The organism is Bacillus subtilis subsp. subtilis str. 168, from assembly GCF_000009045.1.
Lineage (GTDB): Bacteria > Bacillota > Bacilli > Bacillales > Bacillaceae > Bacillus > Bacillus subtilis.
Window position 1 is genome coordinate 35,001 of sequence record NC_000964.3, and the last position, 23,767, is coordinate 58,767.

The 23,767-nt window shown below is 41.4% G+C and carries 28 protein-coding genes and 2 rRNA genes (1 of these 30 running past the window's edge); 29 read left to right on the top strand and 1 reads right to left on the bottom strand.

From position 1 onward, the window contains the following. The 15 genes from rrnA-23S to rsmI form a co-directional block, all read left to right on the top strand. Positions 1–103: ribosomal RNA gene (gene rrnA-23S, locus BSU_rRNA_5) — ribosomal RNA-23S — on the top strand; it begins 2,824 nt to the left of the window's first position. Positions 104–236: 133 nt separating this feature from the next. Next, positions 237–355: ribosomal RNA gene (gene rrnA-5S / locus BSU_rRNA_26) — ribosomal RNA-5S — on the top strand. 175 nt (positions 356–530) lie between these two features. Next, the gene (gene csfB / locus BSU_00240) at positions 531–725 is read left to right on the top strand and encodes a forespore-specific anti-sigma factor (protein NP_387905.1); all 195 of its coding nucleotides are present in this window, start codon (positions 531–533) and stop codon (positions 723–725) included. A 119-nt stretch (positions 726–844) separates the two neighbouring features. Beyond that, a complete protein-coding gene (xpaC, locus tag BSU_00250; RefSeq protein NP_387906.1) occupies positions 845–1,459 on the top strand; it encodes a putative phosphatase in 615 nt (204 codons plus the stop codon). Between the two features lie 18 nt (positions 1,460–1,477). Beyond that, positions 1,478–2,638: a putative toxic compound resistance protein gene (gene yaaN, locus BSU_00260; protein NP_387907.1), complete on the top strand. Its 1,161-nt coding sequence runs from the start codon at positions 1,478–1,480 to the stop codon at positions 2,636–2,638. Positions 2,639–2,719: 81 nt separating this feature from the next. Further along, on the top strand, positions 2,720–4,162 hold the full coding sequence (yaaO, locus tag BSU_00270; RefSeq protein ID NP_387908.1) for a putative decarboxylase: 1,443 nt from the start codon (positions 2,720–2,722) through the stop codon (positions 4,160–4,162). Then, positions 4,159–4,797, top strand: a complete 639-nt coding sequence (tmk, locus tag BSU_00280) for a thymidylate kinase (RefSeq protein ID NP_387909.2) — start codon at positions 4,159–4,161, stop codon at positions 4,795–4,797. Before yaaO ends, tmk begins: the two co-directional genes overlap by 4 nt. A gap of 73 nt (positions 4,798–4,870) precedes the next feature. Continuing rightward, complete coding sequence (gene darA / locus BSU_00290; RefSeq protein NP_387910.1) at positions 4,871–5,200, top strand: signal transduction receptor, cyclic di-AMP binding; 330 nt, start codon at positions 4,871–4,873, stop codon at positions 5,198–5,200. A 12-nt stretch (positions 5,201–5,212) separates the two neighbouring features. After that, positions 5,213–5,653 carry a hypothetical protein gene (gene yaaR, locus BSU_00300; protein ID NP_387911.1) on the top strand — a complete coding sequence of 147 codons (441 nt, stop codon included), beginning with the start codon at positions 5,213–5,215 and terminating at the stop codon, positions 5,651–5,653. A gap of 11 nt (positions 5,654–5,664) precedes the next feature. Then, a complete protein-coding gene (gene holB / locus BSU_00310; RefSeq protein ID NP_387912.1) occupies positions 5,665–6,654 on the top strand; it encodes a DNA polymerase III clamp loader delta' subunit in 990 nt (329 codons plus the stop codon). Positions 6,655–6,656: 2 nt separating this feature from the next. Then, positions 6,657–7,484, top strand: coding sequence for a subunit of a sporulation, competence and biofilm formation regulatory complex of RNaseY (RicAFT complex / FAD / two [4Fe-4S]2+) (gene ricT / locus BSU_00320; protein NP_387913.1), 828 nt, complete (start codon positions 6,657–6,659; stop codon positions 7,482–7,484). A gap of 14 nt (positions 7,485–7,498) precedes the next feature. Next, positions 7,499–7,858 (top strand): subunit of the DNA replication complex, encoded by a 360-nt coding sequence (dnaH, locus tag BSU_00330; RefSeq protein ID NP_387914.1) that lies wholly within the window; start codon positions 7,499–7,501, stop codon positions 7,856–7,858. Between the two features lie 58 nt (positions 7,859–7,916). Then, positions 7,917–8,660 carry a tRNA1(Val) (adenine(37)-N6)-methyltransferase gene (gene trmNF, locus BSU_00340; protein ID NP_387915.1) on the top strand — a complete coding sequence of 248 codons (744 nt, stop codon included), beginning with the start codon at positions 7,917–7,919 and terminating at the stop codon, positions 8,658–8,660. Continuing rightward, on the top strand, positions 8,647–8,946 hold the full coding sequence (gene yazA / locus BSU_00350) for a putative UvrC-Intron-type (URI) endonuclease (protein NP_387916.1): 300 nt from the start codon (positions 8,647–8,649) through the stop codon (positions 8,944–8,946). Before trmNF ends, yazA begins: the two co-directional genes overlap by 14 nt. Beyond that, a complete protein-coding gene (gene rsmI / locus BSU_00360) occupies positions 8,921–9,799 on the top strand; it encodes a 16S rRNA 2'-O-ribose C1402 methyltransferase (RefSeq protein ID NP_387917.1) in 879 nt (292 codons plus the stop codon). Before yazA ends, rsmI begins: the two co-directional genes overlap by 26 nt. A 48-nt stretch (positions 9,800–9,847) precedes the next feature. Here rsmI and abrB read toward each other — a convergent pair whose 3' ends face one another. Beyond that, on the bottom strand, positions 9,848–10,138 hold the full coding sequence (gene abrB / locus BSU_00370; protein NP_387918.1) for a transcriptional regulator for transition state genes (AbrB-SurF): 291 nt from the start codon (positions 10,136–10,138) through the stop codon (positions 9,848–9,850). Between the two features lie 494 nt (positions 10,139–10,632). Here abrB and metS point away from each other — a divergent pair, with 494 nt between their 5' ends. The 14 genes from metS (at position 10,633) to prs (ending at position 23,698) form a co-directional block, all read left to right on the top strand. Next, positions 10,633–12,627, top strand: a complete 1,995-nt coding sequence (metS, locus tag BSU_00380; RefSeq protein NP_387919.1) for a methionyl-tRNA synthetase — start codon at positions 10,633–10,635, stop codon at positions 12,625–12,627. 78 nt (positions 12,628–12,705) lie between these two features. Further along, positions 12,706–13,473: a D-amino acyl-tRNA deacylase gene (gene dayD, locus BSU_00390; RefSeq protein NP_387920.1), complete on the top strand. Its 768-nt coding sequence runs from the start codon at positions 12,706–12,708 to the stop codon at positions 13,471–13,473. Between the two features lie 155 nt (positions 13,474–13,628). Next, on the top strand, positions 13,629–14,942 hold the full coding sequence (gene yabE / locus BSU_00400; protein NP_387921.1) for a putative cell wall shaping enzyme: 1,314 nt from the start codon (positions 13,629–13,631) through the stop codon (positions 14,940–14,942). A gap of 144 nt (positions 14,943–15,086) precedes the next feature. Further along, positions 15,087–15,647 carry a ribonuclease M5 gene (gene rnmV / locus BSU_00410; RefSeq protein ID NP_387922.1) on the top strand — a complete coding sequence of 187 codons (561 nt, stop codon included), beginning with the start codon at positions 15,087–15,089 and terminating at the stop codon, positions 15,645–15,647. Continuing rightward, positions 15,640–16,518, top strand: coding sequence for a dimethyladenosine 16S ribosomal RNA transferase (gene rsmA / locus BSU_00420; RefSeq protein ID NP_387923.1), 879 nt, complete (start codon positions 15,640–15,642; stop codon positions 16,516–16,518). The genes rnmV and rsmA overlap by 8 nt, the downstream gene beginning before the upstream one ends. Positions 16,519–16,679: 161 nt before the next feature. Continuing rightward, positions 16,680–17,552 carry a sporulation-specific protease gene (gene prtG / locus BSU_00430; RefSeq protein NP_387924.1) on the top strand — a complete coding sequence of 291 codons (873 nt, stop codon included), beginning with the start codon at positions 16,680–16,682 and terminating at the stop codon, positions 17,550–17,552. A 210-nt stretch (positions 17,553–17,762) separates the two neighbouring features. Continuing rightward, positions 17,763–18,023, top strand: coding sequence for a hypothetical protein (veg, locus tag BSU_00440; protein NP_387925.1), 261 nt, complete (start codon positions 17,763–17,765; stop codon positions 18,021–18,023). Between the two features lie 159 nt (positions 18,024–18,182). Continuing rightward, a complete protein-coding gene (gene sspF / locus BSU_00450) occupies positions 18,183–18,368 on the top strand; it encodes a small acid-soluble spore protein (alpha/beta-type SASP) (RefSeq protein NP_387926.1) in 186 nt (61 codons plus the stop codon). 147 nt (positions 18,369–18,515) lie between these two features. Continuing rightward, positions 18,516–19,385, top strand: coding sequence for a 4-(cytidine 5'-diphospho)-2-C-methyl-D-erythritol kinase (ispE, locus tag BSU_00460; protein ID NP_387927.1), 870 nt, complete (start codon positions 18,516–18,518; stop codon positions 19,383–19,385). Between the two features lie 55 nt (positions 19,386–19,440). Next, positions 19,441–20,298: a transcriptional regulator of the purine biosynthesis operon (PurR-pRpp) gene (gene purR / locus BSU_00470; RefSeq protein ID NP_387928.1), complete on the top strand. Its 858-nt coding sequence runs from the start codon at positions 19,441–19,443 to the stop codon at positions 20,296–20,298. Beyond that, entirely contained in the window at positions 20,295–20,672 is a 378-nt protein-coding gene (gene ridA, locus BSU_00480; RefSeq protein ID NP_387929.1) for an aminoacrylate/iminopropionate hydrolase/deaminase, read from the top strand. Before purR ends, ridA begins: the two co-directional genes overlap by 4 nt. Positions 20,673–20,865: 193 nt before the next feature. Next, positions 20,866–21,159 (top strand): regulator required for spore cortex synthesis (stage V sporulation), encoded by a 294-nt coding sequence (spoVG, locus tag BSU_00490; RefSeq protein NP_387930.1) that lies wholly within the window; start codon positions 20,866–20,868, stop codon positions 21,157–21,159. 192 nt (positions 21,160–21,351) lie between these two features. Next, positions 21,352–22,722 carry a bifunctional glucosamine-1-phosphate N-acetyltransferase/UDP-N-acetylglucosamine pyrophosphorylase gene (gene glmU / locus BSU_00500; RefSeq protein ID NP_387931.1) on the top strand — a complete coding sequence of 457 codons (1,371 nt, stop codon included), beginning with the start codon at positions 21,352–21,354 and terminating at the stop codon, positions 22,720–22,722. 22 nt (positions 22,723–22,744) lie between these two features. Continuing rightward, positions 22,745–23,698 carry a phosphoribosylpyrophosphate synthetase gene (prs, locus tag BSU_00510; protein ID NP_387932.1) on the top strand — a complete coding sequence of 318 codons (954 nt, stop codon included), beginning with the start codon at positions 22,745–22,747 and terminating at the stop codon, positions 23,696–23,698. Positions 23,699–23,767: the final 69 nt, after the last annotated feature.

The following is a 23,767-nucleotide window of genomic DNA, read 5'->3' on the forward strand; positions in this document are numbered from 1 at the left end:
CAAGGAAGTAAGATCCCTGAAAGATGATCAGGTTGATAGGTCTGAGGTGGAAGTGTGGCGACACATGGAGCTGACAGATACTAATCGATCGAGGACTTAACCACATTTTGAATGATGTCACACCTGTTATCTAGTTTTGAGAGAACACCTCTCTAAAGGCGGAAGGTAAGGAAACTCCGCTAAGGGCTCTCACATCCTGTGAGAAACGCCCAGTACCTTCATCCTGAAGGCATTTGTTTGGTGGCGATAGCGAAGAGGTCACACCCGTTCCCATACCGAACACGGAAGTTAAGCTCTTCAGCGCCGATGGTAGTCGGGGGTTTCCCCCTGTGAGAGTAGGACGCCGCCAAGCAAGCTTAAACCCAGCTTAATGAGCTGGGTTTTTTGTTTACTCAAGATCGAGAAAATCAAACAAATACAAACACCGAGGGCTTATATAGCCCATATACTGATTTAAAGTTTCAAAAAGGTCTAAATAGTGTATACAATATCCGTTTTAAGGGGAGGCTAACTGTACGGAGGTGGAGAAGATGGACGAAACAGTTAAACTTAATCATACATGTGTGATTTGTGATCAAGAGAAGAATAGAGGCATTCATCTTTATACGAAATTCATATGCTTAGATTGTGAGAGAAAAGTAATTTCTACATCAACTTCTGATCCTGACTATGCGTTTTACGTAAAAAAACTAAAGAGCATTCATACACCGCCATTATATTCATAGACCTGAAAAGGTCTTTTTTTGTACTCTTAATAATAAAAAGAAGATGAAACTTGTTTAAGGATTGAACGTAGTAGATAATAATATTAAAACTGAGTATAGACACAGGAGTCGATTATCTCATGCAGAGATTTTTTCACTTTTTGGTGTGGAGTTTAACTAGCAGTGCGACTTTTGTTTTCATTGGAATATTGAGCTTTTTTGGTTTAAACCAGTCGATTTTTTTATCTATTGTTTATGGGCTTGCTTCTGGAGCAGCCGTATATATAGCTGGCATCTGGAATGCAAGACGGTTATTTCTTAAAAAGCATGAATTGACAGGAAGAGAGTATGCTTACATTAAGAAAAACTTAGAGGAAGCAAGGCAGAAAATGGTCCGTCTTAGGAAAGCCTTGTTTCAGGCTAAAAGCATTCAAATGTTTAAGCAAAATGCAGAAATGCTAAGGATTGTGAGAAGGATTTATCTCCTCACCAAAAAAGAGCCAAAGCGGTTTTATCAGGCAGAACGATTTTTTTATCAAACTCTCGATTCGGTTGTTGAATTGACAGAGAAGTATGCTTTTCTATCATCTCACCCAAAAAAAAGCAAAGAACTGTCGATGTCGTTAAGTGAGACACGCATCACTCTTACTGAATTGACCAAGCGTTTAGAGGAAGATTTAACTCAAGCAATGGGTGATGAAATTGACGAGTTGCAGTTTGAATTAGACGCAGCAAAACATTCATTAAAGAAATAAGGGAAGAGGGTAAGAGCGATGAACCGAGACCAAAGCGACCTTCATATAGATGAATTATTGGCAGATCCTTTTGGTGGTAACATAGAGATACCAGGTTCGGAGGCTGTAAAAGCAGAGAAAGAGCAAGTACGGCTTGTTGATGTTCTTCCTGAGGAAAACAAGGAAAAAGCAATTCAGCTTGCTGGACAGATTGATCATAAAAATATGCAAAGCATTGTCTTATACGGTTCACAAGCTCAATCTAAACTGCTGAACTTTTCTCATGATATGATTAATCATGTTCAAAAGAAGGATGTCGGGGAGATTGGCGAAATACTTGGAGAGCTGATGAAAAAGCTGGAGCAAGTAAATCCTGATGATCTCCAATCTAAGAAAAAGGGTTTTTTGGCACGCATGTTTGGAAGAGTATCAAGTTCTCTTCAAGAGGTGCTGTCTAAATACCAAAAGACCAGTGTGCAGATAGACAGAATCAGCTTGAAGCTGGAGCACTCTAAAAATGCTTTAATCAGTGACAACAAGCTGTTAGAGCAGTTATATGAAAAAAATAAAGAATATTTCGCAGCGCTGAATGTTTATATTGCTGCAGGAGAACTGAAGCTGGAGGAATTAAAAACAAAAACGATTCCTGAACTGAAGCAACAGGCTGAATCGAGTGATCATAACCAAATGGCCGTTCAAGAGGTGAATGATTTAATTCAATTTGCTGACCGGTTAGATAAAAGGGTGCATGATTTGCTGCTGAGCAGGCAAATTACAATCCAAAGTGCACCGCAAATCAGGCTGATTCAAAATACAAACCAAGCGTTAGCTGAAAAGATTCAGTCATCCATTGTGACAGCGATTCCGTTATGGAAAAATCAAGTTGCCATTGCACTGACGCTTTTAAGGCAGCGCAATGCAGTGGATGCACAGCAGAAAGTATCTGATACAACCAATGAGCTTTTGCTGAAAAATGCGGAGCTTTTAAAAACCAATACAATTGAAACTGCACGGGCAAATGAAAGAGGCCTTGTTGATATAGATACCTTGAAGAAGGTGCAGGAAAGCTTAATAAGCACGCTTGAAGAAACACTGACTATACAAGAAGAAGGACGAATCAAACGCCGTCAGGCAGAAGAAGAGCTCATGATGATGGAAGGCGACCTGAAGCAAAAGCTGATTACAATAAAGGAAAGATGATTACCAGTAAGTCTGGCTTTAAGTTCTGTCAGAGGCACGATATAATAAGGTGTAAGAAGACACATTCAAAGGATTGTTTTCATGAACACACCTTTATATAAAGCATTAATTCAACATGCGAGAAGAAATTCTCATTCATTTCATGTTCCGGGACATCACAATGGAGATGTCTTTTTTGATGACGCTAAGTCAATATTCGATCCGCTTCTCACCATTGATGTAACTGAACTGGCAGGACTGGATGATCTCCATCATCCTTCTGGGGTGATTAAGGAAGCTCAGGAGCTTGCCAGTCAATTATATGGATCGGCGGAAAGTTTTTTTCTGGTAAATGGTACGACTGTCGGAAACTTAGCGATGATTTTATCTGTTTGTGAACCTGGTGATACAATTCTGGTTCAAAGAAACTGTCATAAATCTGTATTTCATGCTGTTGATTTGTCCGGTGCTGAGCCGGTTTATCTTGCACCTGACGTTGATTCAGCGATGCATGTGCCTACGCATGTTCCGCTTGGAACAATTAAAGAGGCCCTGGAAGCATATCCAGATGCGAAAGGCTTGGTACTGACCAATCCGACATATTACGGACATAGTGCTGATTTGACTGAGATCATTACTGAAGCCCATCATTACGGGATTCCTGTTTTGGTCGATGAAGCGCATGGCGCACATTTTATTTTAGGTGAGCCTTTTCCGGTCTCAGCTTTAAAAATGGGGGCAGATATTGTTGTTCAGTCGGCCCACAAAACGTTGCCAGCCATGACGATGGGTTCTTATTTGCATCTCAACAGCAGCTGCAGGATTAACAGGGATCGGGTGGCAGAGTATTTAAACCGATTACAAAGCAGCAGCCCGTCTTATCCGATTATGGCTTCGTTAGATATTGCCCGCGCTTATGTACAGCATATTATAGAAGAACAAAAGCTTTCTGACATTCTGCAGCGGATAGAAACACTTAAACAAACGTTTGATTCACTTACAAATGCAGAAGCTGTTAACCCTGCTAATCCACTGATCATCACGGATCCGCTAAAGCTCACAATTCGTTCAAAACGCGGGCATTCTGGCTATACGCTGCAAAGCATTTTAGAGCGTGCCAACATATTCACTGAGCTTGCTGATGAAAATCAAGTTCTGCTCGTTCTCCCATTGGGAGGAAAACGGAGAATAAACGCTGAAATCATTAGAAGCATCGATGAAGAGATTGAGAAAACGCCTCCGGATCAGACGTTTGTTTCTGCAGAATGGGGTGTGCAGCCTGTTACTGTCTTGCCTTATCCAAAAAAGGTCTTACATTCGTTTAAGAAAGAATATGTGAGCTTTGAGGAAGCAGCTGGCCGGCTTAATGCAGAAGATATCATCCCTTATCCTCCGGGTATCCCGATGATTATGGCGGGAGAAAGAATAACAAAAGAAAGTGTGCAAAAGCTCAGCCGCTTGATCAGCATGAAAACGCATGTTCAAGGGAATATGAAAATCAAAGAGAAACAACTACTTGTTTATATAGAAGAGGAGAAATCATGAGCGGTTTATTTATTACATTCGAAGGTCCTGAAGGTGCAGGGAAAACGACTGTTCTGCAGGAGATCAAAAACATACTGACAGCAGAAGGCCTTCAGGTTATGGCAACTCGAGAGCCAGGCGGAATAGATATTGCAGAACAAATTAGAGAGGTTATTCTGAATGAGAACAATATATTAATGGACCCAAAAACAGAAGCTCTCTTATATGCGGCTGCAAGACGCCAGCATTTAGTTGAAAAAGTAAAACCTGCTTTAGAACAGGGGTTTATCGTTCTTTGCGACAGATTCATAGACAGTTCTCTTGCGTATCAAGGATATGCAAGAGGGCTTGGAATTGATGAGGTTCTGTCCATTAATGAATTTGCCATTGGAGATATGATGCCCCATGTAACGGTTTATTTTTCAATTGATCCGGAAGAAGGACTGAAGCGTATTTACGCAAACGGCTCACGGGAGAAAAACAGGCTCGATTTAGAAAAACTGGACTTTCATACAAAAGTACAAGAAGGTTATCAAGAGCTGATGAAGCGATTTCCGGAAAGATTTCATTCAGTTGATGCCGGGCAATCCAAAGACCTCGTCGTTCAGGATGTTCTAAAGGTGATCGATGAAGCGTTGAAAAAAATTCAATTGTGACCTGTTTCCCAATAGTTGATATAATAATGTAAACGAGATCACGTTGTTTCCAATCTAAAGGAGGCCTTCACAGATGAAATTGATAGTGGCAGTTGTACAAGATCAGGACAGCAACAGACTTTTGAAAACCTTAACGGATCACAACTTCAGAGTCACAAAGCTTGCAACGACAGGAGGATTTCTTAAATCAGGCAATACAACGTTTATGATCGGTGTCGAGGATATACGCGTCAATAAAGCGTTGAGTCTCATTAAAGAAAACGGGCAGAAACGTGATCAGATGATTGCCCCTGTATCTCCAATGGGTGGAAATGCTGATTCCTATGTCCCTTATCCAGTCGAAGTTGAAGTTGGCGGAGCGACAGTATTTGTCCTTCCAGTCGATGAATTTCATCAATTTTAAGGATCTGAAACTGTGAAAATTAATAAAGATATACGTACATTTATAGATAATAAGCAGATTCCCTCTGTGAAAACATCTGAGATCACAGCATCGTTTAAAACATCAATGGAAAACCAAAGCAGCAAAATGAAGCTTGATCAGCTTACCAGGCTGTTATCTGATATAGAAGCATTTGGAAAAAGGCTAACGAAATCTCGGAATTTTAAAGACTTAGCGAGATTTAAAGGACTTGTGAAACGTTTTGTCAAAGAAGCTGTGGACAGCGGTCTTTCACATGAAACATCGAAAAGCTTTGACCTTTACGGGAACAGCAGAACGCTGGGACTTGTGAAAGAAATAGATGACAAATTGATACAGCTTACGGAAGAGATGATGGATCAGGAAAAACCGGCAATTGATTTGCTGGAGCGTATTGGCGAAATAAAAGGTTTATTAATTAACCTTTACACATAGAGAGTGATACAATGGCAATATCCTGGAAGGAAATGAACGAGCTTCAGCCCAGAGTGATGAAGCTTTTATATAATAGTATTGAGAAGGACAGACTATCACACGCTTATTTGTTTGAGGGGAAAAAAGGAACAGGCAAGCTTGATGCCGCGCTGCTTCTTGCAAAAAGCTTCTTTTGTCTGGAGGGTGGCGCGGAGCCTTGTGAGAGCTGCCGAAACTGTAAACGGATAGAGTCAGGGAACCATCCTGATCTCCATCTTGTTCAGCCTGATGGCTTATCAATCAAAAAGGCGCAAATTCAAGCGCTCCAAGAAGAGTTTTCTAAGACAGGACTTGAATCGCATAAAAAGCTGTATATTATTTCGCACGCAGATCAAATGACAGCAAATGCGGCGAACAGCCTGCTGAAATTTTTAGAAGAACCGAACAAAGACACAATGGCCGTCCTCATCACTGAGCAGCCCCAAAGGTTATTGGATACCATCATTTCAAGATGCCAAACCCTTCCTTTTCAGCCTTTGCAGCCGAAAGCAATTGAAGACAGACTGATCGAACAGGACGTCTCGCCTCATATGGCAAGGCTTCTGGCCAACATGACTAATAATGTAGCAGAAGCAGTCGAATTAAGTCGAAATGATGAGTTTGCAGAGTCTAGAGCGAAAGTGATAAAATTGTATGAAGTCCTACACCAGCGGAAAGGACATGCTTTTTTCTTTATTCAAGATCAATGGATGCCCTTTTTCAAAGAAAAAACCCATCAAGAAATGGGTCTTGATATGCTCTTATTGATATATCGTGATGTGTTGTCCATCCAAATAGGAAATGAAGATAAATTGATTTATCAAGACTTATTCCAATCAATAAAACAGCATGCGCTACAATCAACACAACAAAGCGTTACGAATCAGATACTTGCTGTTTTAGAAGCAAAGAAACGGCTTCATTCCAATGTGAATGTACAAGGATTAATGGAGCACTTGGTGTTAATGTTGCAGGAGGGATAAGCTTGTACAATGTAATTGGTGTCCGCTTTAAGAAAGCGGGTAAAATATATTATTTTGATCCGAATGGATTTCATATAGAACATGACAGCTGCGTAATTGTAGAAACTGTCAGAGGCGTTGAGTACGGCCAGGTCGTAATTGCAAATAAACAGGTGGATGAGCATGATGTGGTGCTTCCCCTTCGAAAAGTGATACGTGTGGCAGACGATCGCGATCTTCTCATTGTAGAAGAAAATAAACAGGAAGCACTATCAGCATTTGATATCTGCCAAAAGAAAGTGATTGAGCATGGCTTGGATATGAAGCTGGTCGATGTTGAATTCACGTTTGATCGCAATAAAGTCATTTTTTACTTCACTGCTGACGGCCGAGTCGACTTTAGAGAGCTTGTAAAGGATTTGGCTTCTATCTTTAAGACAAGAATTGAGCTGCGCCAAATCGGAGTGAGGGATGAGGCAAAAATGCTCGGAGGAATCGGTCCTTGCGGAAGAATGCTTTGCTGTTCAACGTTTCTTGGAGATTTTGAACCCGTTTCCATTAAAATGGCCAAGGATCAGAACTTGTCTTTAAATCCTACGAAGATTTCGGGTCTTTGCGGACGATTGATGTGCTGTCTAAAATATGAGAACGATGAGTATGAGACGGCAAAAGAACAGCTTCCGGATATAGGAGAAATGATTACGACAGCAAACGGTCCCGCGAAGGTCGTCGGACTAAATATTCTGGAACGGGTGCTTCAGGTGGAACTGATAAACCGTGAAAAAGTGATAGAATATACTTGGGAAGAGCTCTTGGAAGAGGGCGTCGTATCCGCACAAACCACAGATTAACGAGGTGTGGAACCTTGGATAAAAAAGAGTTATTTGATACAGTCATTAACTTAGAAGAACAAATTGGCTCACTGTACCGGCAGCTGGGGGATTTGAAGCAGCATATCGGTGAGATGATTGAGGAAAATCATCATTTACAGCTTGAAAACAAGCATTTGCGCAAACGGCTGGACGATACGACGCAGCAGATTGAAAAGTTCAAAGCTGATAAAAAAGAATCAAAAACACAGAAGACAGAGCAAACTGATATAGGGGAAGGATATGATAATCTGGCACGTCTGTATCAAGAAGGATTTCATATCTGCAATGTCCACTATGGAAGTGTTCGAAAAGAGGATTGTCTTTTCTGTCTGTCATTCTTAAATAAAAAATAGGGAAAAGGCTTCCGCATAAGACGGGAGCCTTTTTCAAAGGTACTGAAAGGATAAGAAGATGGTTTCATTACATGATGATGAAAGATTAGATTATTTGCTGGCAGAGGACATGAAAATCATACAAAGCCCAACAGTGTTTGCTTTTTCGTTGGACGCTGTGCTTCTGTCCAAATTTGCGTACGTTCCGATTCAAAAAGGGAAAATTGTTGATTTATGCACCGGCAATGGTATTGTGCCGCTGCTGCTCAGTACAAGATCAAAAGCAGACATTCTGGGAGTCGAAATTCAAGAAAGACTGCATGATATGGCTGTTCGCAGCGTGGAGTATAATAAGTTGGACGATCAGATCCAGATCATACATGATGACCTGAAAAACATGCCGGAGAAACTTGGACATAATCGATATGATGTTGTCACCTGCAATCCGCCGTATTTTAAAACGCCGAAACAAACTGAACAAAACATGAACGAGCATCTCCGAATCGCAAGACATGAAATCCACTGCACGCTGGAGGATGTCATTTCAGTCAGCAGCAAGCTGCTCAAGCAAGGGGGAAAAGCAGCTCTTGTTCACCGGCCGGGAAGGCTTCTGGAGATTTTTGAACTGATGAAGGCTTATCAAATCGAGCCGAAACGTGTACAATTTGTCTATCCGAAGCAAGGGAAAGAAGCCAATACCATTTTGGTTGAAGGTATCAAAGGCGGGCGCCCGGATTTGAAAATTCTTCCTCCCTTATTCGTATATGATGAACAAAATGAATATACAAAAGAAATCAGGACCATTTTATATGGAGACAAATAACCATTTCTTCTACGTCGTGAAATGTAAGGACAATAGCTGGTATGCCGGGTATACCAACGATCTGCATAAACGAGTGAAAACGCACAATGATGGAAAGGGCGCAAAGTACACAAAAGTAAGACGTCCGGTTGAATTAATTTTTGCCGAGAGCTTTTCAACAAAGCGGGAAGCTATGCAGGCGGAATATTATTTCAAAAAACTAACTCGGAAGAAAAAAGAGCTTTATATAGAAGAAAAGCGGAACAGCAAGGAGGCTGTATATGTTAAGGCGCCAAATGAGCTTTAATGGAAAGTCGGACATGGGGATTCTTTACTTGGTCCCAACCCCAATCGGAAATTTAGAGGATATGACATTCCGGGCGATCGACACGCTGAAATCAGTGGATGCGATTGCTGCGGAAGATACGAGGCAAACGAAAAAGCTTTGTCATGTATATGAAATTGAAACACCGCTCGTCAGCTATCACGAACACAATAAAGAAAGCAGTGGGCACAAAATTATTGAATGGCTGAAATCGGGAAAAAACATTGCTCTTGTCAGTGATGCCGGTCTGCCGACGATTTCTGATCCCGGAGCGGAAATTGTAAAGGATTTTACGGATATAGGCGGTTATGTTGTTCCGTTGCCGGGAGCAAATGCTGCATTAACAGCTCTTATTGCTTCAGGTATTGTACCGCAGCCTTTTTTCTTTTACGGTTTTCTCAACAGACAGAAAAAAGAAAAGAAGAAGGAGCTTGAAGCCCTTAAAAAACGGCAGGAAACGATCATTTTTTATGAAGCGCCCCACAGATTGAAGGAAACCTTGTCAGCGATGGCAGAGATATTAGGAGATCGGGAAATTGCTGTAACACGTGAACTCACTAAGAAATATGAAGAGTTTATCCGAGGAACCATATCTGAGGTCATTGGATGGGCAAACGAGGATCAGATACGCGGCGAGTTTTGTCTTGTCGTAGAAGGAAGTAATAATGAAGAGGTAGATGAGGAAGAACAATGGTGGGAAACCCTCACTGCGAAAGAACATGTCGAGCATTACATTTCGAAAGGCGCTACGTCTAAAGAAGCTATTAAAAAAGCAGCAGTCGATCGCAATGTACCAAAGCGTGAAGTGTACGATGCTTACCATATTAAGCAATAAAAAAACGTTCTTGTGTCATAACAAGAACGTTTTTTGTACAAGAAATGATTATTTAAGGTTTTGAAGCTGGTTTTGGATTTCGCTGATGATTTGCTCAGCGCCTTCTTTACTAAGAACCAATTTACCGCCTGCAAGTTTAAGGTTATCATCAGAAACTTCACCAGTTACTTGGCAAGTCATGTTTGGTTTATATTTTTTAAGGATGATTTTTTCATCATCAACATAGATTTCAAGAGCATCTTTTTCTGCGATTCCAAGAGTACGACGCAGTTCGATAGGAATAACTACACGTCCTAATTCATCAACTTTACGTACAATACCAGTAGATTTCATAAACATTCTCCTCCCAAGAGATACTTATTTGTTTAAATTATATTTTTCTTCGTCATTATTCGACAAAATCCTTACCTTCATAGCATAACAAGGTTTCCAATAATCGTCAATCATTTTGTTTACTATTGATTGTAAGAATTAGTTCTTATAGTCAGTAATGTCTTGGAAACTACCGAAATAACAGCATTTTATAAATATTTAATAAAGCTATTATCCTACTAAAAATCCTTTTAAATCAAGACTTTCGAACCAAAGTTTTTTATTTCATTTGATTATATACGACAAAATTCGACACGAACAGACTTTTTTTATTTTCATTAAAGATTTTTAATTTTAATTATTCTTTTTCAGGGCGTATGTATATATTCTTGATCTTAAAGGCTAAGATGGTATCATAGATAAAGGATAAATATAAATAATATTCATATATGATTTGCACTTATCGCCGCTCTCGTCCTTTGGGCGGGAGCTTTTTGACATTCTGATTAGGAGGTTTCAAGATGCCGCAAGAAAACAATACATTTTACATTACAACACCGATTTATTATCCGAGCGGAAAATTACATATCGGCCATGCATATACGACAGTCGCAGGAGATGCAATGGCACGTTACAAAAGATTAAAAGGGTTCGATGTTCGCTATTTAACGGGAACGGACGAGCATGGACAAAAGATCCAGCAAAAAGCTGAACAGGAAAACATTACACCTCAGGAGTATGTGGATCGCGCAGCGGCAGATATTCAAAAACTGTGGAAGCAGCTTGAAATCTCAAACGACGACTTTATCCGCACGACAGAAAAACGGCATAAAGTTGTCATTGAAAAAGTGTTTCAAAAGCTTCTTGATAACGGGGACATCTATCTTGATGAGTATGAAGGCTGGTACAGCATCCCTGATGAAACGTTCTACACGGAAACTCAGCTCGTTGATATTGAGCGGAATGAAAAGGGAGAGGTCATCGGCGGAAAAAGCCCTGACAGCGGTCACCCAGTTGAATTGATCAAAGAGGAATCTTATTTCTTCCGCATGGGGAAATACGCGGATCGTCTTCTGAAATACTATGAAGAAAACCCGACATTCATTCAGCCAGAATCACGCAAAAACGAAATGATTAATAACTTTATCAAACCTGGACTTGAGGATTTGGCAGTATCACGTACCACTTTTGATTGGGGCGTGAAGGTGCCGGAAAATCCAAAGCATGTTGTATATGTTTGGATTGACGCACTATTTAACTATTTAACGGCACTCGGTTATGATACAGAAAATGATGAGCTTTATCAAAAATATTGGCCTGCCGATGTTCATTTAGTCGGTAAGGAGATTGTACGATTCCATACTATTTACTGGCCAATTATGCTGATGGCGCTGGATCTTCCGCTGCCAAAGCAAGTATTCGCGCATGGCTGGCTTTTGATGAAAGACGGAAAAATGTCGAAATCAAAAGGAAACGTTGTAGATCCGGTTACATTAATTGAACGCTATGGTTTAGACGAACTTCGCTATTACTTGCTTCGCGAAGTGCCGTTCGGATCAGACGGTGTTTTCACGCCGGAAGGATTTGTTGAGCGAATCAACTATGATTTAGCGAATGATTTAGGAAATCTATTGAATCGTACTGTTGCGATGATTAATAAGTATTTTGACGGACAAATCGGTTCTTACAAAGGTGCTGTTACGGAATTTGACCATACGCTCACTTCTGTTGCTGAAGAAACAGTGAAAGCTTATGAGAAAGCAATGGAAAATATGGAGTTCTCGGTAGCACTTTCGACTTTATGGCAGCTCATCAGCCGCACAAACAAATACATTGATGAGACAGCTCCATGGGTGCTTGCGAAAGATCCGGCAAAAGAAGAAGAATTGCGATCAGTTATGTATCATCTCGCTGAATCATTGCGTATTTCAGCGGTACTGCTTCAGCCATTCTTAACAAAAACACCTGAAAAAATGTTCGAGCAGCTGGGCATTACTGATGAATCTTTAAAAGCTTGGGACAGCATTACAGCTTTCGGCCAGCTGAAAGATACAAAAGTACAAAAAGGCGAGCCATTGTTCCCTCGTTTAGAGGCAGAAGAAGAAATTGCTTACATCAAAGGGAAAATGCAAGGTTCAGCACCAGCGAAAGAAGAAACAAAAGAAGAAGAGCCTCAAGAGGTCGATCGTTTACCTGAAATTACGATTGATCAATTTATGGATGTAGAGCTTCGCGTAGCTGAGGTCATTGAGGCAGAGCCAGTGAAAAAAGCAGACCGTTTATTGAAGCTGCAGCTTGATCTTGGTTTTGAAAAGCGCCAAGTGGTATCCGGCATTGCGAAGCATTATACGCCTGAAGAGCTTGTTGGAAAAAAACTCGTTTGTGTAACAAATCTAAAACCGGTTAAACTCAGAGGAGAGCTTTCTCAAGGTATGATCCTTGCAGGAGAAGCAGACGGCGTTTTAAAGGTCGTATCTATCGATCAGTCGTTACCAAAAGGCACAAGAATTAAATAATGATAAACAAAAGGTGTTTCACGTGTAACAATTCGTCGAACACCTTTTGTGTTTCGACAAGAAAGGAGTTTTTCACTTATGTTGTTTGACACTCACGCGCATTTAAATGCAGAACAATATGATACTGATCTTGAAGAGGTTATTGAACGGGCAAAAGCTGAAAAAGTTGAACGAATTGTCGTAGTTGGTTTTGACCGTCCGACGATTACCCGTGCGATGGAAATGATTGAGGAATATGATTTTATTTATGCAGCCATTGGCTGGCACCCTGTTGACGCTATTGACATGACAGAGGAAGACTTAGCGTGGATTAAAGAGCTTTCTGCTCATGAGAAAGTGGTAGCGATAGGGGAAATGGGACTGGATTATCATTGGGATAAATCACCTAAAGATATTCAAAAAGAGGTGTTTAGAAATCAAATCGCCTTAGCGAAAGAGGTCAATTTGCCTATTATCATTCATAACCGTGATGCAACGGAGGATGTCGTGACCATTTTGAAAGAGGAAGGCGCAGAAGCTGTGGGCGGAATCATGCACTGCTTTACAGGAAGTGCGGAAGTGGCAAGAGAATGCATGAAAATGAATTTTTATTTATCATTTGGGGGACCGGTGACATTTAAAAATGCGAAGAAACCGAAGGAAGTAGTGAAGGAAATTCCCAATGACCGGCTGCTGATTGAAACGGACTGCCCGTTTCTCACACCGCACCCTTTCCGCGGGAAAAGAAATGAGCCAAGCTATGTGAAATATGTGGCAGAACAAATCGCCGAATTAAAAGAAATGACCTTTGAAGAGATTGCTTCCATCACGACTGAAAATGCGAAAAGACTTTTCCGTATAAACTGACAAAAAACGCTAGCGGGTTTTGTAAGAGCTTGTCCCTTACAGCGTTTTTCTATAAAAGTTCTACATGCTTTCTTCTCCTCATAGGATAGGTTTGTCGACAAGTCTTTCTTCCGTTTCTCAGTGTATTTCAGGATAATGAAGAGGACACTGAGCTTTTGGGAGAAAGAGAAGGGAGGGTTGACAGCCTTTTAGATACTCTATATAATCTCTCCGAGGAGAAGGAGGCGTTTTTCATCACACAAAAAATGAAAAAGCTGTTTTCCGTAAAGCTTAGCAAAAGCAAAGTCATTCTGGTTGCTGCTTGTTTGCTTTTGGCAGGAAGCGGGACTGCGTACGCGGCTCATGAGCTGACGAAACAATCAGTCTCAGTTTCTATCAATGGCAAAAAGAAACATATACGCACACATGCAAATACAGTCGGTGATCTTTTGGAGACGCTTGATATAAAGACAAGAGACGAAGACAAGATCACACCTGCTAAACAGACAAAGATAACAGCAGACATGGACGTTGTGTATGAGGCTGCAAAACCTGTGAAGCTTACAATAAACGGGGAAGAAAAGACGTTATGGTCAACAGCAAAAACGGTCGGTGCATTACTGGACGAACAAGATGTTGATGTGAAAGAACAAGATCAAATTGATCCCGCAATAGATACAGATATTTCGAAAGACATGAAGATTAACATAGAGCCCGCATTTCAGGTTACTGTGAATGATGCAGGGAAACAAAAGAAGATCTGGACGACTTCGACTACGGTCGCTGACTTTTTAAAACAGCAAAAGATGAACATAAAAGACGAAGATAAAATCAAGCCTGCGTTAGATGCAAAGCTGACGAAAGGAAAGGCTGATATTACAATTACTCGTATCGAAAAGGTCACCGATGTAGTTGAAGAGAAGATTGCGTTCGATGTGAAAAAGCAAGAAGACGCTTCTCTTGAAAAAGGGAAAGAAAAGGTCGTCCAAAAAGGAAAAGAAGGCAAGCTAAAAAAACATTTCGAAGTCGTTAAAGAAAACGGTAAAGAAGTGTCCAGAGAGCTTGTAAAAGAAGAAACAGCTGAACAAAGCAAAGATAAAGTGATTGCTGTCGGCACAAAGCAAAGCAGTCCAAAATTTGAAACGGTCAGTGCTTCAGGTGATTCAAAAACAGTTGTGTCCCGCAGCAATGAATCAACAGGCAAAGTCATGACTGTATCATCTACGGCTTATACGGCAAGCTGCAGCGGTTGTTCAGGACATACAGCGACAGGCGTCAATTTAAAAAATAATCCGAATGCCAAAGTCATCGCTGTGGATCCAAATGTCATTCCGCTAGGCTCCAAAGTCCACGTGGAAGGCTATGGATATGCCATTGCTGCAGATACCGGTTCAGCGATTAAAGGGAACAAGATAGACGTCTTTTTCCCAGAGAAATCATCGGCGTACCGATGGGGAAATAAAACAGTCAAAATTAAAATCTTAAATTAGTATATACTTATGTATTCAGAGGGTTTTGCGCCCTCTGTTTTTTTCGTTATAATAGACAAAGTGCATTTTCTGCTTATTAGACGCTCGATATAAGAAAAAGTTTCATGAATATACAAAAGTTTTTATTTTGTCTTGGAGGAAATAATGAAAATTAAAGAGATCATTGTGGTCGAGGGGCGTGACGATACGGCCCGCATCAAATTGGCTGTTGATGCAGACACAATTGAAACAAATGGTTCAGCCATCGATGATCATGTGATTGACCAAATCCGTTTGGCCCAGAAGACGAGAGGCGTCATTATTTTAACGGATCCGGACTTTCCGGGAGAGAAGATTCGCAAAACCATCTCAGAGGCTGTACCCGGCTGTAAGCATGCATTTTTGCCAAAACATCTTGCCAAACCTAAAAACAAGCGGGGAATTGGTGTGGAGCATGCATCGGTTGAAAGCATTAGGGCATGTTTAGAAAATGTGCATGAGGAGATGGAAGCGCAGCCGAGTGACATTTCAGCTGAGGATTTGATTCATGCCGGACTAATAGGCGGGCCTGCGGCCAAATGCCGCCGGGAACGACTGGGTGATCTGTTGAAAATCGGCTATACAAATGGCAAACAGCTTCAAAAACGGCTGCAAATGTTTCAAATTAAAAAAAGTGATTTTATGAGTGCGCTCGATACCGTTATGCGGGAGGAACAGAATGAATAAAGATATTGCGACACCGATTAGAACGAAAGAGATACTGAAGAAATACGGTTTTTCTTTTAAAAAGAGCTTAGGACAGAATTTCTTAATTGATACGAACATTTTAAACAGAATTGTTGATCACGCGGAAGTGACGGAGAAAACAGGTGTCATTGAAATCGGCCCGGGAATCGGGGCTTTAACCGAACAGCTTGCCAAGCGGGCGAAAAAGGTCGTGGCATTTGAGATTGACCAGCGATTATTGCCGATTCTGAAGGATACACTGTCACCTTACGAAAATGTCACTGTCATTCATCAGGACGTGTTAAAGGCTGATGTCAAATCAGTCATTGAAGAACAATTTCAAGATTGTGATGAGATCATGGTAGTTGCCAACCTTCCTTATTACGTAACAACACCGATTATCATGAAACTGCTTGAAGAACATCTTCCGCTGAAAGGGATTGTGGTTATGCTGCAAAAAGAAGTGGCTGAGCGCATGGCGGCTGATCCTTCATCTAAGGAATACGGCTCGCTTTCAATCGCGGTGCAGTTTTATACAGAAGCCAAAACGGTGATGATCGTCCCGAAAACCGTATTTGTTCCTCAGCCTAATGTCGATTCCGCAGTCATTCGTCTGATTCTCCGAGACGGCCCGGCAGTGGACGTGGAAAACGAATCCTTTTTCTTTCAGCTCATCAAGGCAAGCTTTGCACAGCGCCGTAAAACGCTGCTCAATAACTTAGTTAACAATCTGCCTGAAGGAAAAGCACAAAAATCAACGATTGAACAAGTGCTCGAAGAAACAAATATTGACGGTAAGCGCCGAGGTGAATCCCTGTCTATTGAGGAATTCGCAGCGCTGTCTAACGGATTGTATAAAGCCCTTTTCTAAAAGGGCTTTTTGTTTTGCGCACCACATGGACTGCCGCTACATAGGCTAGAGAAGGACCTTTCATTCAATGATAAGAAAAAACTTGGACTCAGCGAAAAAAGGCGCTTTCTCAAGGCTCTTTCTTTCATGATGAGGCTTAGTCTATGTGTGGAGTGAGGAACGTGCAATTTCAAATAGGGGATATGGTAGCCAGAAAATCCTATCAGATGGATGTTTTGTTTCGAATTATAGGAATAGAGCAAACAAGCAAAGGAAATTCAATTGCCATTTTGCATGGAGATGAAGTCAGGCTGATTGCTGATTCGGATTTTTCTGATCTGGTGGCAGTGAAAAAGGATGAGCAGATGATGCGGAAAAAGAAAGATGAGAGCAGAATGAATGAGTCGCTCGAATTGCTCCGCCAAGATTATAAGCTGCTCAGAGAAAAGCAGGAGTACTATGCGACAAGCCAATATCAGCATCAGGAGCATTATTTCCATATGCCGGGCAAAGTGCTTCATCTGGATGGTGACGAAGCATATTTGAAAAAATGCCTGAATGTCTATAAAAAAATTGGAGTGCCGGTCTATGGCATCCATTGCCATGAAAAGAAAATGTCTGCTTCTATTGAAGTATTGCTCGACAAATATCGACCTGACATCCTGGTGATCACAGGGCATGATGCGTACTCGAAGCAAAAGGGCGGTATTGATGATTTGAATGCGTACAGACATTCTAAGCACTTTGTTGAAACAGTTCAAACAGCCCGAAAAAAGATCCCTCACTTAGATCAGCTTGTTATTTTTGCGGGGGCCTGCCAATCCCATTTTGAATCACTCATCAGAGCGGGTGCGAATTTTGCAAGTTCACCGTCAAGAGTCAATATTCATGCGCTTGATCCGGTATATATCGTCGCGAAGATCAGCTTTACGCCGTTTATGGAACGGATTAATGTATGGGAAGTGCTCCGTAATACGCTGACAAGAGAGAAAGGGCTTGGAGGTATTGAAACAAGAGGAGTTCTGAGAATTGGTATGCCTTATAAGTCCAATTAACAGTTGAAAACCTGCATAGGAGAGCTATGCGGGTTTTTTATTTTACATAATGATACATAATTTACCGAAACTTGCGGAACATAATTGAGGAATCATAGAATTTTGTCAAAATAATTTTATTGACAACGTCTTATTAACGTTGATATAATTTAAATTTTATTTGACAAAAATGGGCTCGTGTTGTACAATAAATGTAGTGAGGTGGATGCAATGGCGAAGACGTTGTCCGATATTAAAAGATCGCTTGATGGGAATTTAGGTAAAAGGCTGACGTTAAAAGCAAACGGTGGCCGCCGAAAAACGATTGAGCGTTCGGGCATTTTAGCTGAGACGTACCCTTCTGTTTTTGTGATACAACTAGATCAAGACGAGAACTCGTTTGAAAGAGTTTCATACAGTTATGCTGATATTTTGACTGAGACTGTTGAGCTGACATTTAATGATGACGCCGCAAGCTCAGTGGCATTTTAACGGGCAGTGAACCTTTTGTTTACTGCTTTTTGTTTTGCCCTTTTTTGGTTTCCAATAATTTTAACGAAAGTTCCATCTGATTTAACAAAAGATAAAACAGTCACATATTATCGTGACGTGCACGAATGGCTATCACTTCTAAAAAAGGAGTTGTTTCGTTTGGGCAGACGTCGTGGAGTTATGTCAGATGAGTTTAAATATGAGCTGGCTAAAGACCTTGGTTTTTATGACACAGTAAAAAATGGAGGCTGGGGTGAAATTCGGGCCCGCGATGCCGGTAACATGGTGAAGCGTGCTATTGAAATCGCCGAACAGCAAATGGCTCAGAATCAGAATAACCGATAAGGATGTGACCCGGGGGACGTGCTGTTCCCTGGTTTTTTTATTTTGGATATAAATACATAATGGGCTGAATATGGATATGTTCATCCTGTACTTCAAATGTGATACAATGTTCATACTTATGTTTAGATGGAGAAGTAGGTGAAAGCTATGCGTATTTTAGAAAAAGCGCCAGCTAAGATCAATCTGTCACTTGACGTCACCCGAAAACGCCCGGATGGCTATCATGAAGTCGAAATGATCATGACGACAATTGATTTAGCTGATCGAATTGAATTGACGGAGCTTGCAGAGGATGAAGTGAGGGTTTCCTCCCACAACCGATTTGTGCCTGATGACCAAAGAAACTTAGCTTATCAGGCTGCCAAGCTGATCAAGGACAGATACAACGTGAAAAAGGGAGTTTCCATCATGATTACGAAGGTAATTCCGGTGGCTGCCGGTCTTGCCGGCGGAAGCAGTGATGCGGCGGCGACACTCAGAGGGCTGAACAGACTGTGGAATTTAAATCTGTCCGCGGAAACGCTTGCTGAGCTTGGAGCGGAAATTGGCTCTGACGTTTCATTTTGTGTCTATGGCGGAACTGCATTAGCAACAGGGCGCGGCGAGAAAATTAAACATATCAGCACGCCTCCGCACTGCTGGGTCATTTTAGCGAAGCCGACAATCGGTGTTTCAACTGCTGAAGTGTACAGAGCGCTGAAACTGGATGGTATAGAGCATCCCGATGTACAAGGCATGATCGAGGCGATAGAAGAAAAGAGTTTTCAGAAGATGTGCAGCCGGTTAGGCAATGTGCTTGAATCTGTTACACTCGATATGCATCCTGAAGTTGCGATGATCAAAAACCAGATGAAACGCTTTGGTGCAGATGCCGTGTTAATGAGCGGGAGCGGCCCGACAGTGTTTGGACTGGTTCAGTATGAGTCGAAGGTGCAGAGAATTTATAACGGGTTAAGAGGCTTCTGCGATCAAGTTTATGCGGTGAGAATGATCGGCGAACAGAACGCTCTTGATTAAATCCGTATGTTAAGTTATATTGATCTTAAAATATTCGGATTTTGGGGGTGAGTTCATGAAGTTTCGTCGCAGCGGCAGATTGGTGGACTTAACAAATTATTTGTTAACCCATCCGCACGAGTTAATACCGCTAACCTTTTTCTCTGAGCGGTATGAATCTGCAAAATCATCGATCAGTGAAGATTTAACAATTATTAAACAAACCTTTGAACAGCAGGGGATTGGTACTTTGCTTACTGTTCCCGGAGCTGCCGGAGGCGTTAAATATATTCCGAAAATGAAGCAGGCTGAAGCTGAAGAGTTTGTGCAGACACTTGGACAGTCGCTGGCAAATCCTGAGCGTATCCTTCCGGGCGGTTATGTATATTTAACGGATATCTTAGGAAAGCCATCTGTACTCTCCAAGGTAGGGAAGCTGTTTGCTTCCGTGTTTGCAGAGCGCGAAATTGATGTTGTCATGACCGTTGCCACGAAAGGCATCCCTCTTGCGTACGCAGCTGCAAGCTATTTGAATGTGCCTGTTGTGATCGTTCGTAAAGACAATAAGGTAACAGAGGGCTCCACAGTCAGCATTAATTACGTTTCAGGCTCCTCAAACCGCATTCAAACAATGTCACTTGCGAAAAGAAGCATGAAAACGGGTTCAAACGTACTCATTATTGATGACTTTATGAAAGCAGGCGGCACCATTAATGGTATGATTAACCTGTTGGATGAGTTTAACGCAAATGTGGCGGGAATCGGCGTCTTAGTTGAAGCCGAAGGAGTAGATGAACGTCTTGTTGACGAATATATGTCACTTCTTACTCTTTCAACCATCAACATGAAAGAGAAGTCCATTGAAATTCAGAATGGCAATTTTCTGCGTTTTTTTAAAGACAATCTTTTAAAGAATGGAGAGACAGAATCATGACAAAAGCAGTCCACACAAAACATGCCCCAGCGGCAATCGGGCCTTATTCACAAGGGATTATCGTCAACAATATGTTTTACAGCTCAGGCCAAATCCCTTTGACTCCTTCAGGCGAAATGGTGAATGGCGATATTAAGGAGCAGACTCATCAAGTATTCAGCAATTTAAAGGCGGTTCTGGAAGAAGCGGGTGCTTCTTTTGAAACAGTTGTAAAAGCAACTGTATTTATCGCGGATATGGAACAGTTTGCGGAAGTAAACGAAGTGTACGGACAATATTTTGACACTCACAAACCGGCGAGATCTTGTGTTGAAGTCGCGAGACTCCCGAAGGATGCGTTAGTCGAGATCGAAGTTATTGCACTGGTGAAATAATAAGAAAAGTGATTCTGGGAGAGCCGGGATCACTTTTTTATTTACCTTATGCCCGAAATGAAAGCTTTATGACCTAATTGTGTAACTATATCCTATTTTTTCAAAAAATATTTTAAAAACGAGCAGGATTTCAGAAAAAATCGTGGAATTGATACACTAATGCTTTTATATAGGGAAAAGGTGGTGAACTACTGTGGAAGTTACTGACGTAAGATTACGCCGCGTGAATACCGATGGTCGCATGAGAGCGATTGCATCCATCACGCTGGATCACGAATTTGTTGTACATGATATTCGTGTGATTGATGGAAACAATGGTCTTTTCGTTGCGATGCCGAGTAAACGCACCCCTGATGGAGAGTTCCGCGATATTACTCATCCTATTAATTCAAGCACGCGAGGAAAGATTCAAGATGCCGTGTTAAATGAGTATCATCGTCTGGGTGACACTGAAGCATTAGAATTCGAAGAAGCTGGAGCTTCTTAAAAAATAACCAAAAAGCAAGGACTGCTGAAAGGGCTGACATAAGCCTTTTGCCGGCGGTCCTTTTTTAATTCTGATTTTTCAAACTTAGTTGCACTCAATAGAAAATTCTTGCACTTCATGAAGTCTCCTTGAAATCAGAAGATATTTAGGATATATTTTTCTATGGATAAAAGGGATATTGGAGGCCAATAAATGGATAAGCGGTTTGCAGTTGTTTTAGCGGCTGGACAAGGAACGAGAATGAAATCGAAGCTTTATAAAGTCCTTCATCCAGTTTGCGGTAAGCCTATGGTAGAGCACGTCGTGGACGAAGCCTTAAAATTATCTTTATCAAAGCTTGTCACGATTGTCGGACATGGTGCGGAAGAAGTGAAAAAGCAGCTTGGTGATAAAAGCGAGTACGCGCTTCAAGCAAAACAGCTTGGCACTGCTCATGCTGTAAAACAGGCACAGCCATTTCTTGCTGACGAAAAAGGCGTCACAATTGTCATTTGCGGAGATACGCCGCTTTTGACAGCAGAGACGATGGAACAGATGCTGAAAGAACATACACAAAGAGAAGCGAAAGCTACGATTTTAACTGCGGTTGCAGAAGATCCAACTGGATACGGCCGCATTATTCGCAGCGAAAACGGAGCGGTTCAAAAAATAGTTGAGCATAAGGACGCCTCTGAAGAAGAACGTCTTGTAACTGAGATCAACACCGGTACGTATTGTTTTGACAATGAAGCGCTATTTCGGGCTATTGATCAGGTGTCTAATGATAATGCACAAGGCGAGTATTATTTGCCGGATGTCATAGAGATTCTTAAAAATGAAGGCGAAACTGTTGCCGCTTACCAGACTGGTAATTTCCAAGAAACGCTCGGAGTTAATGATAGAGTTGCTCTTTCTCAGGCAGAACAATTTATGAAAGAGCGCATTAATAAACGGCATATGCAAAATGGCGTGACGTTGATTGACCCGATGAATACGTATATTTCTCCTGACGCTGTTATCGGAAGCGATACTGTGATTTACCCTGGAACTGTGATTAAAGGTGAGGTGCAAATCGGAGAAGATACGATTATTGGCCCTCATACGGAGATTATGAATAGTGCCATTGGCAGCCGTACGGTTATTAAACAATCGGTAGTCAATCACAGTAAAGTGGGGAATGATGTAAACATAGGACCTTTTGCTCACATCAGACCTGATTCTGTCATCGGGAATGAAGTGAAGATCGGGAATTTTGTAGAAATTAAAAAGACTCAATTCGGAGACCGAAGCAAGGCATCTCATCTAAGCTATGTCGGCGATGCTGAGGTAGGCACTGATGTAAACCTGGGCTGCGGTTCAATTACTGTCAATTATGATGGAAAGAATAAGTATTTGACAAAAATTGAAGATGGCGCGTTTATCGGCTGCAATTCCAACTTGGTTGCCCCTGTCACAGTCGGAGAAGGCGCTTATGTGGCGGCAGGTTCAACTGTTACGGAAGATGTACCTGGAAAAGCACTTGCTATTGCCAGAGCGAGACAAGTAAATAAAGACGATTATGTGAAAAATATTCATAAAAAATAATCCTAAATTCGGAGGTTTATCCATGTCTAATCAATACGGAGATAAGAATTTAAAGATTTTTTCTTTGAATTCGAATCCAGAGCTTGCAAAAGAAATCGCAGATATAGTTGGAGTTCAATTAGGGAAATGTTCTGTCACAAGATTTAGTGACGGGGAAGTCCAAATTAATATCGAAGAAAGTATTCGCGGATGTGATTGTTACATCATCCAGTCTACAAGTGACCCCGTTAACGAGCATATTATGGAACTGCTGATTATGGTAGATGCGTTAAAACGCGCTTCTGCAAAAACGATTAACATTGTTATTCCTTATTACGGTTATGCGCGTCAAGACAGAAAAGCAAGATCCCGTGAGCCAATCACAGCTAAACTTTTCGCTAACCTGCTTGAAACAGCCGGTGCGACTCGTGTGATTGCACTTGACCTGCATGCGCCGCAAATTCAAGGATTCTTTGATATACCGATTGACCACTTAATGGGTGTTCCGATTTTAGGAGAATATTTTGAAGGCAAAAATCTTGAAGATATCGTCATTGTTTCACCAGACCATGGCGGTGTGACACGTGCCCGCAAACTGGCTGACCGACTAAAAGCGCCAATTGCGATTATCGATAAACGCCGTCCGCGTCCAAACGTGGCGGAAGTCATGAATATTGTAGGTAACATCGAAGGGAAGACTGCTATCCTCATCGATGACATTATTGATACTGCAGGTACGATTACACTTGCTGCTAATGCGCTCGTTGAAAACGGAGCGAAAGAAGTATATGCATGCTGTACACACCCTGTACTATCAGGCCCTGCGGTTGAACGGATTAATAATTCAACAATTAAAGAGCTTGTTGTGACAAACAGCATCAAGCTTCCTGAAGAAAAGAAAATTGAACGCTTTAAGCAGCTTTCAGTCGGACCGCTTCTGGCCGAAGCGATTATTCGCGTTCATGAGCAGCAATCAGTCAGCTATCTGTTCAGCTAAACCATTTTTCGAGGTTTAAATCCTTATCGTTATGGGTATTGTTTGTAATAGGACAACTAAAACGACAAG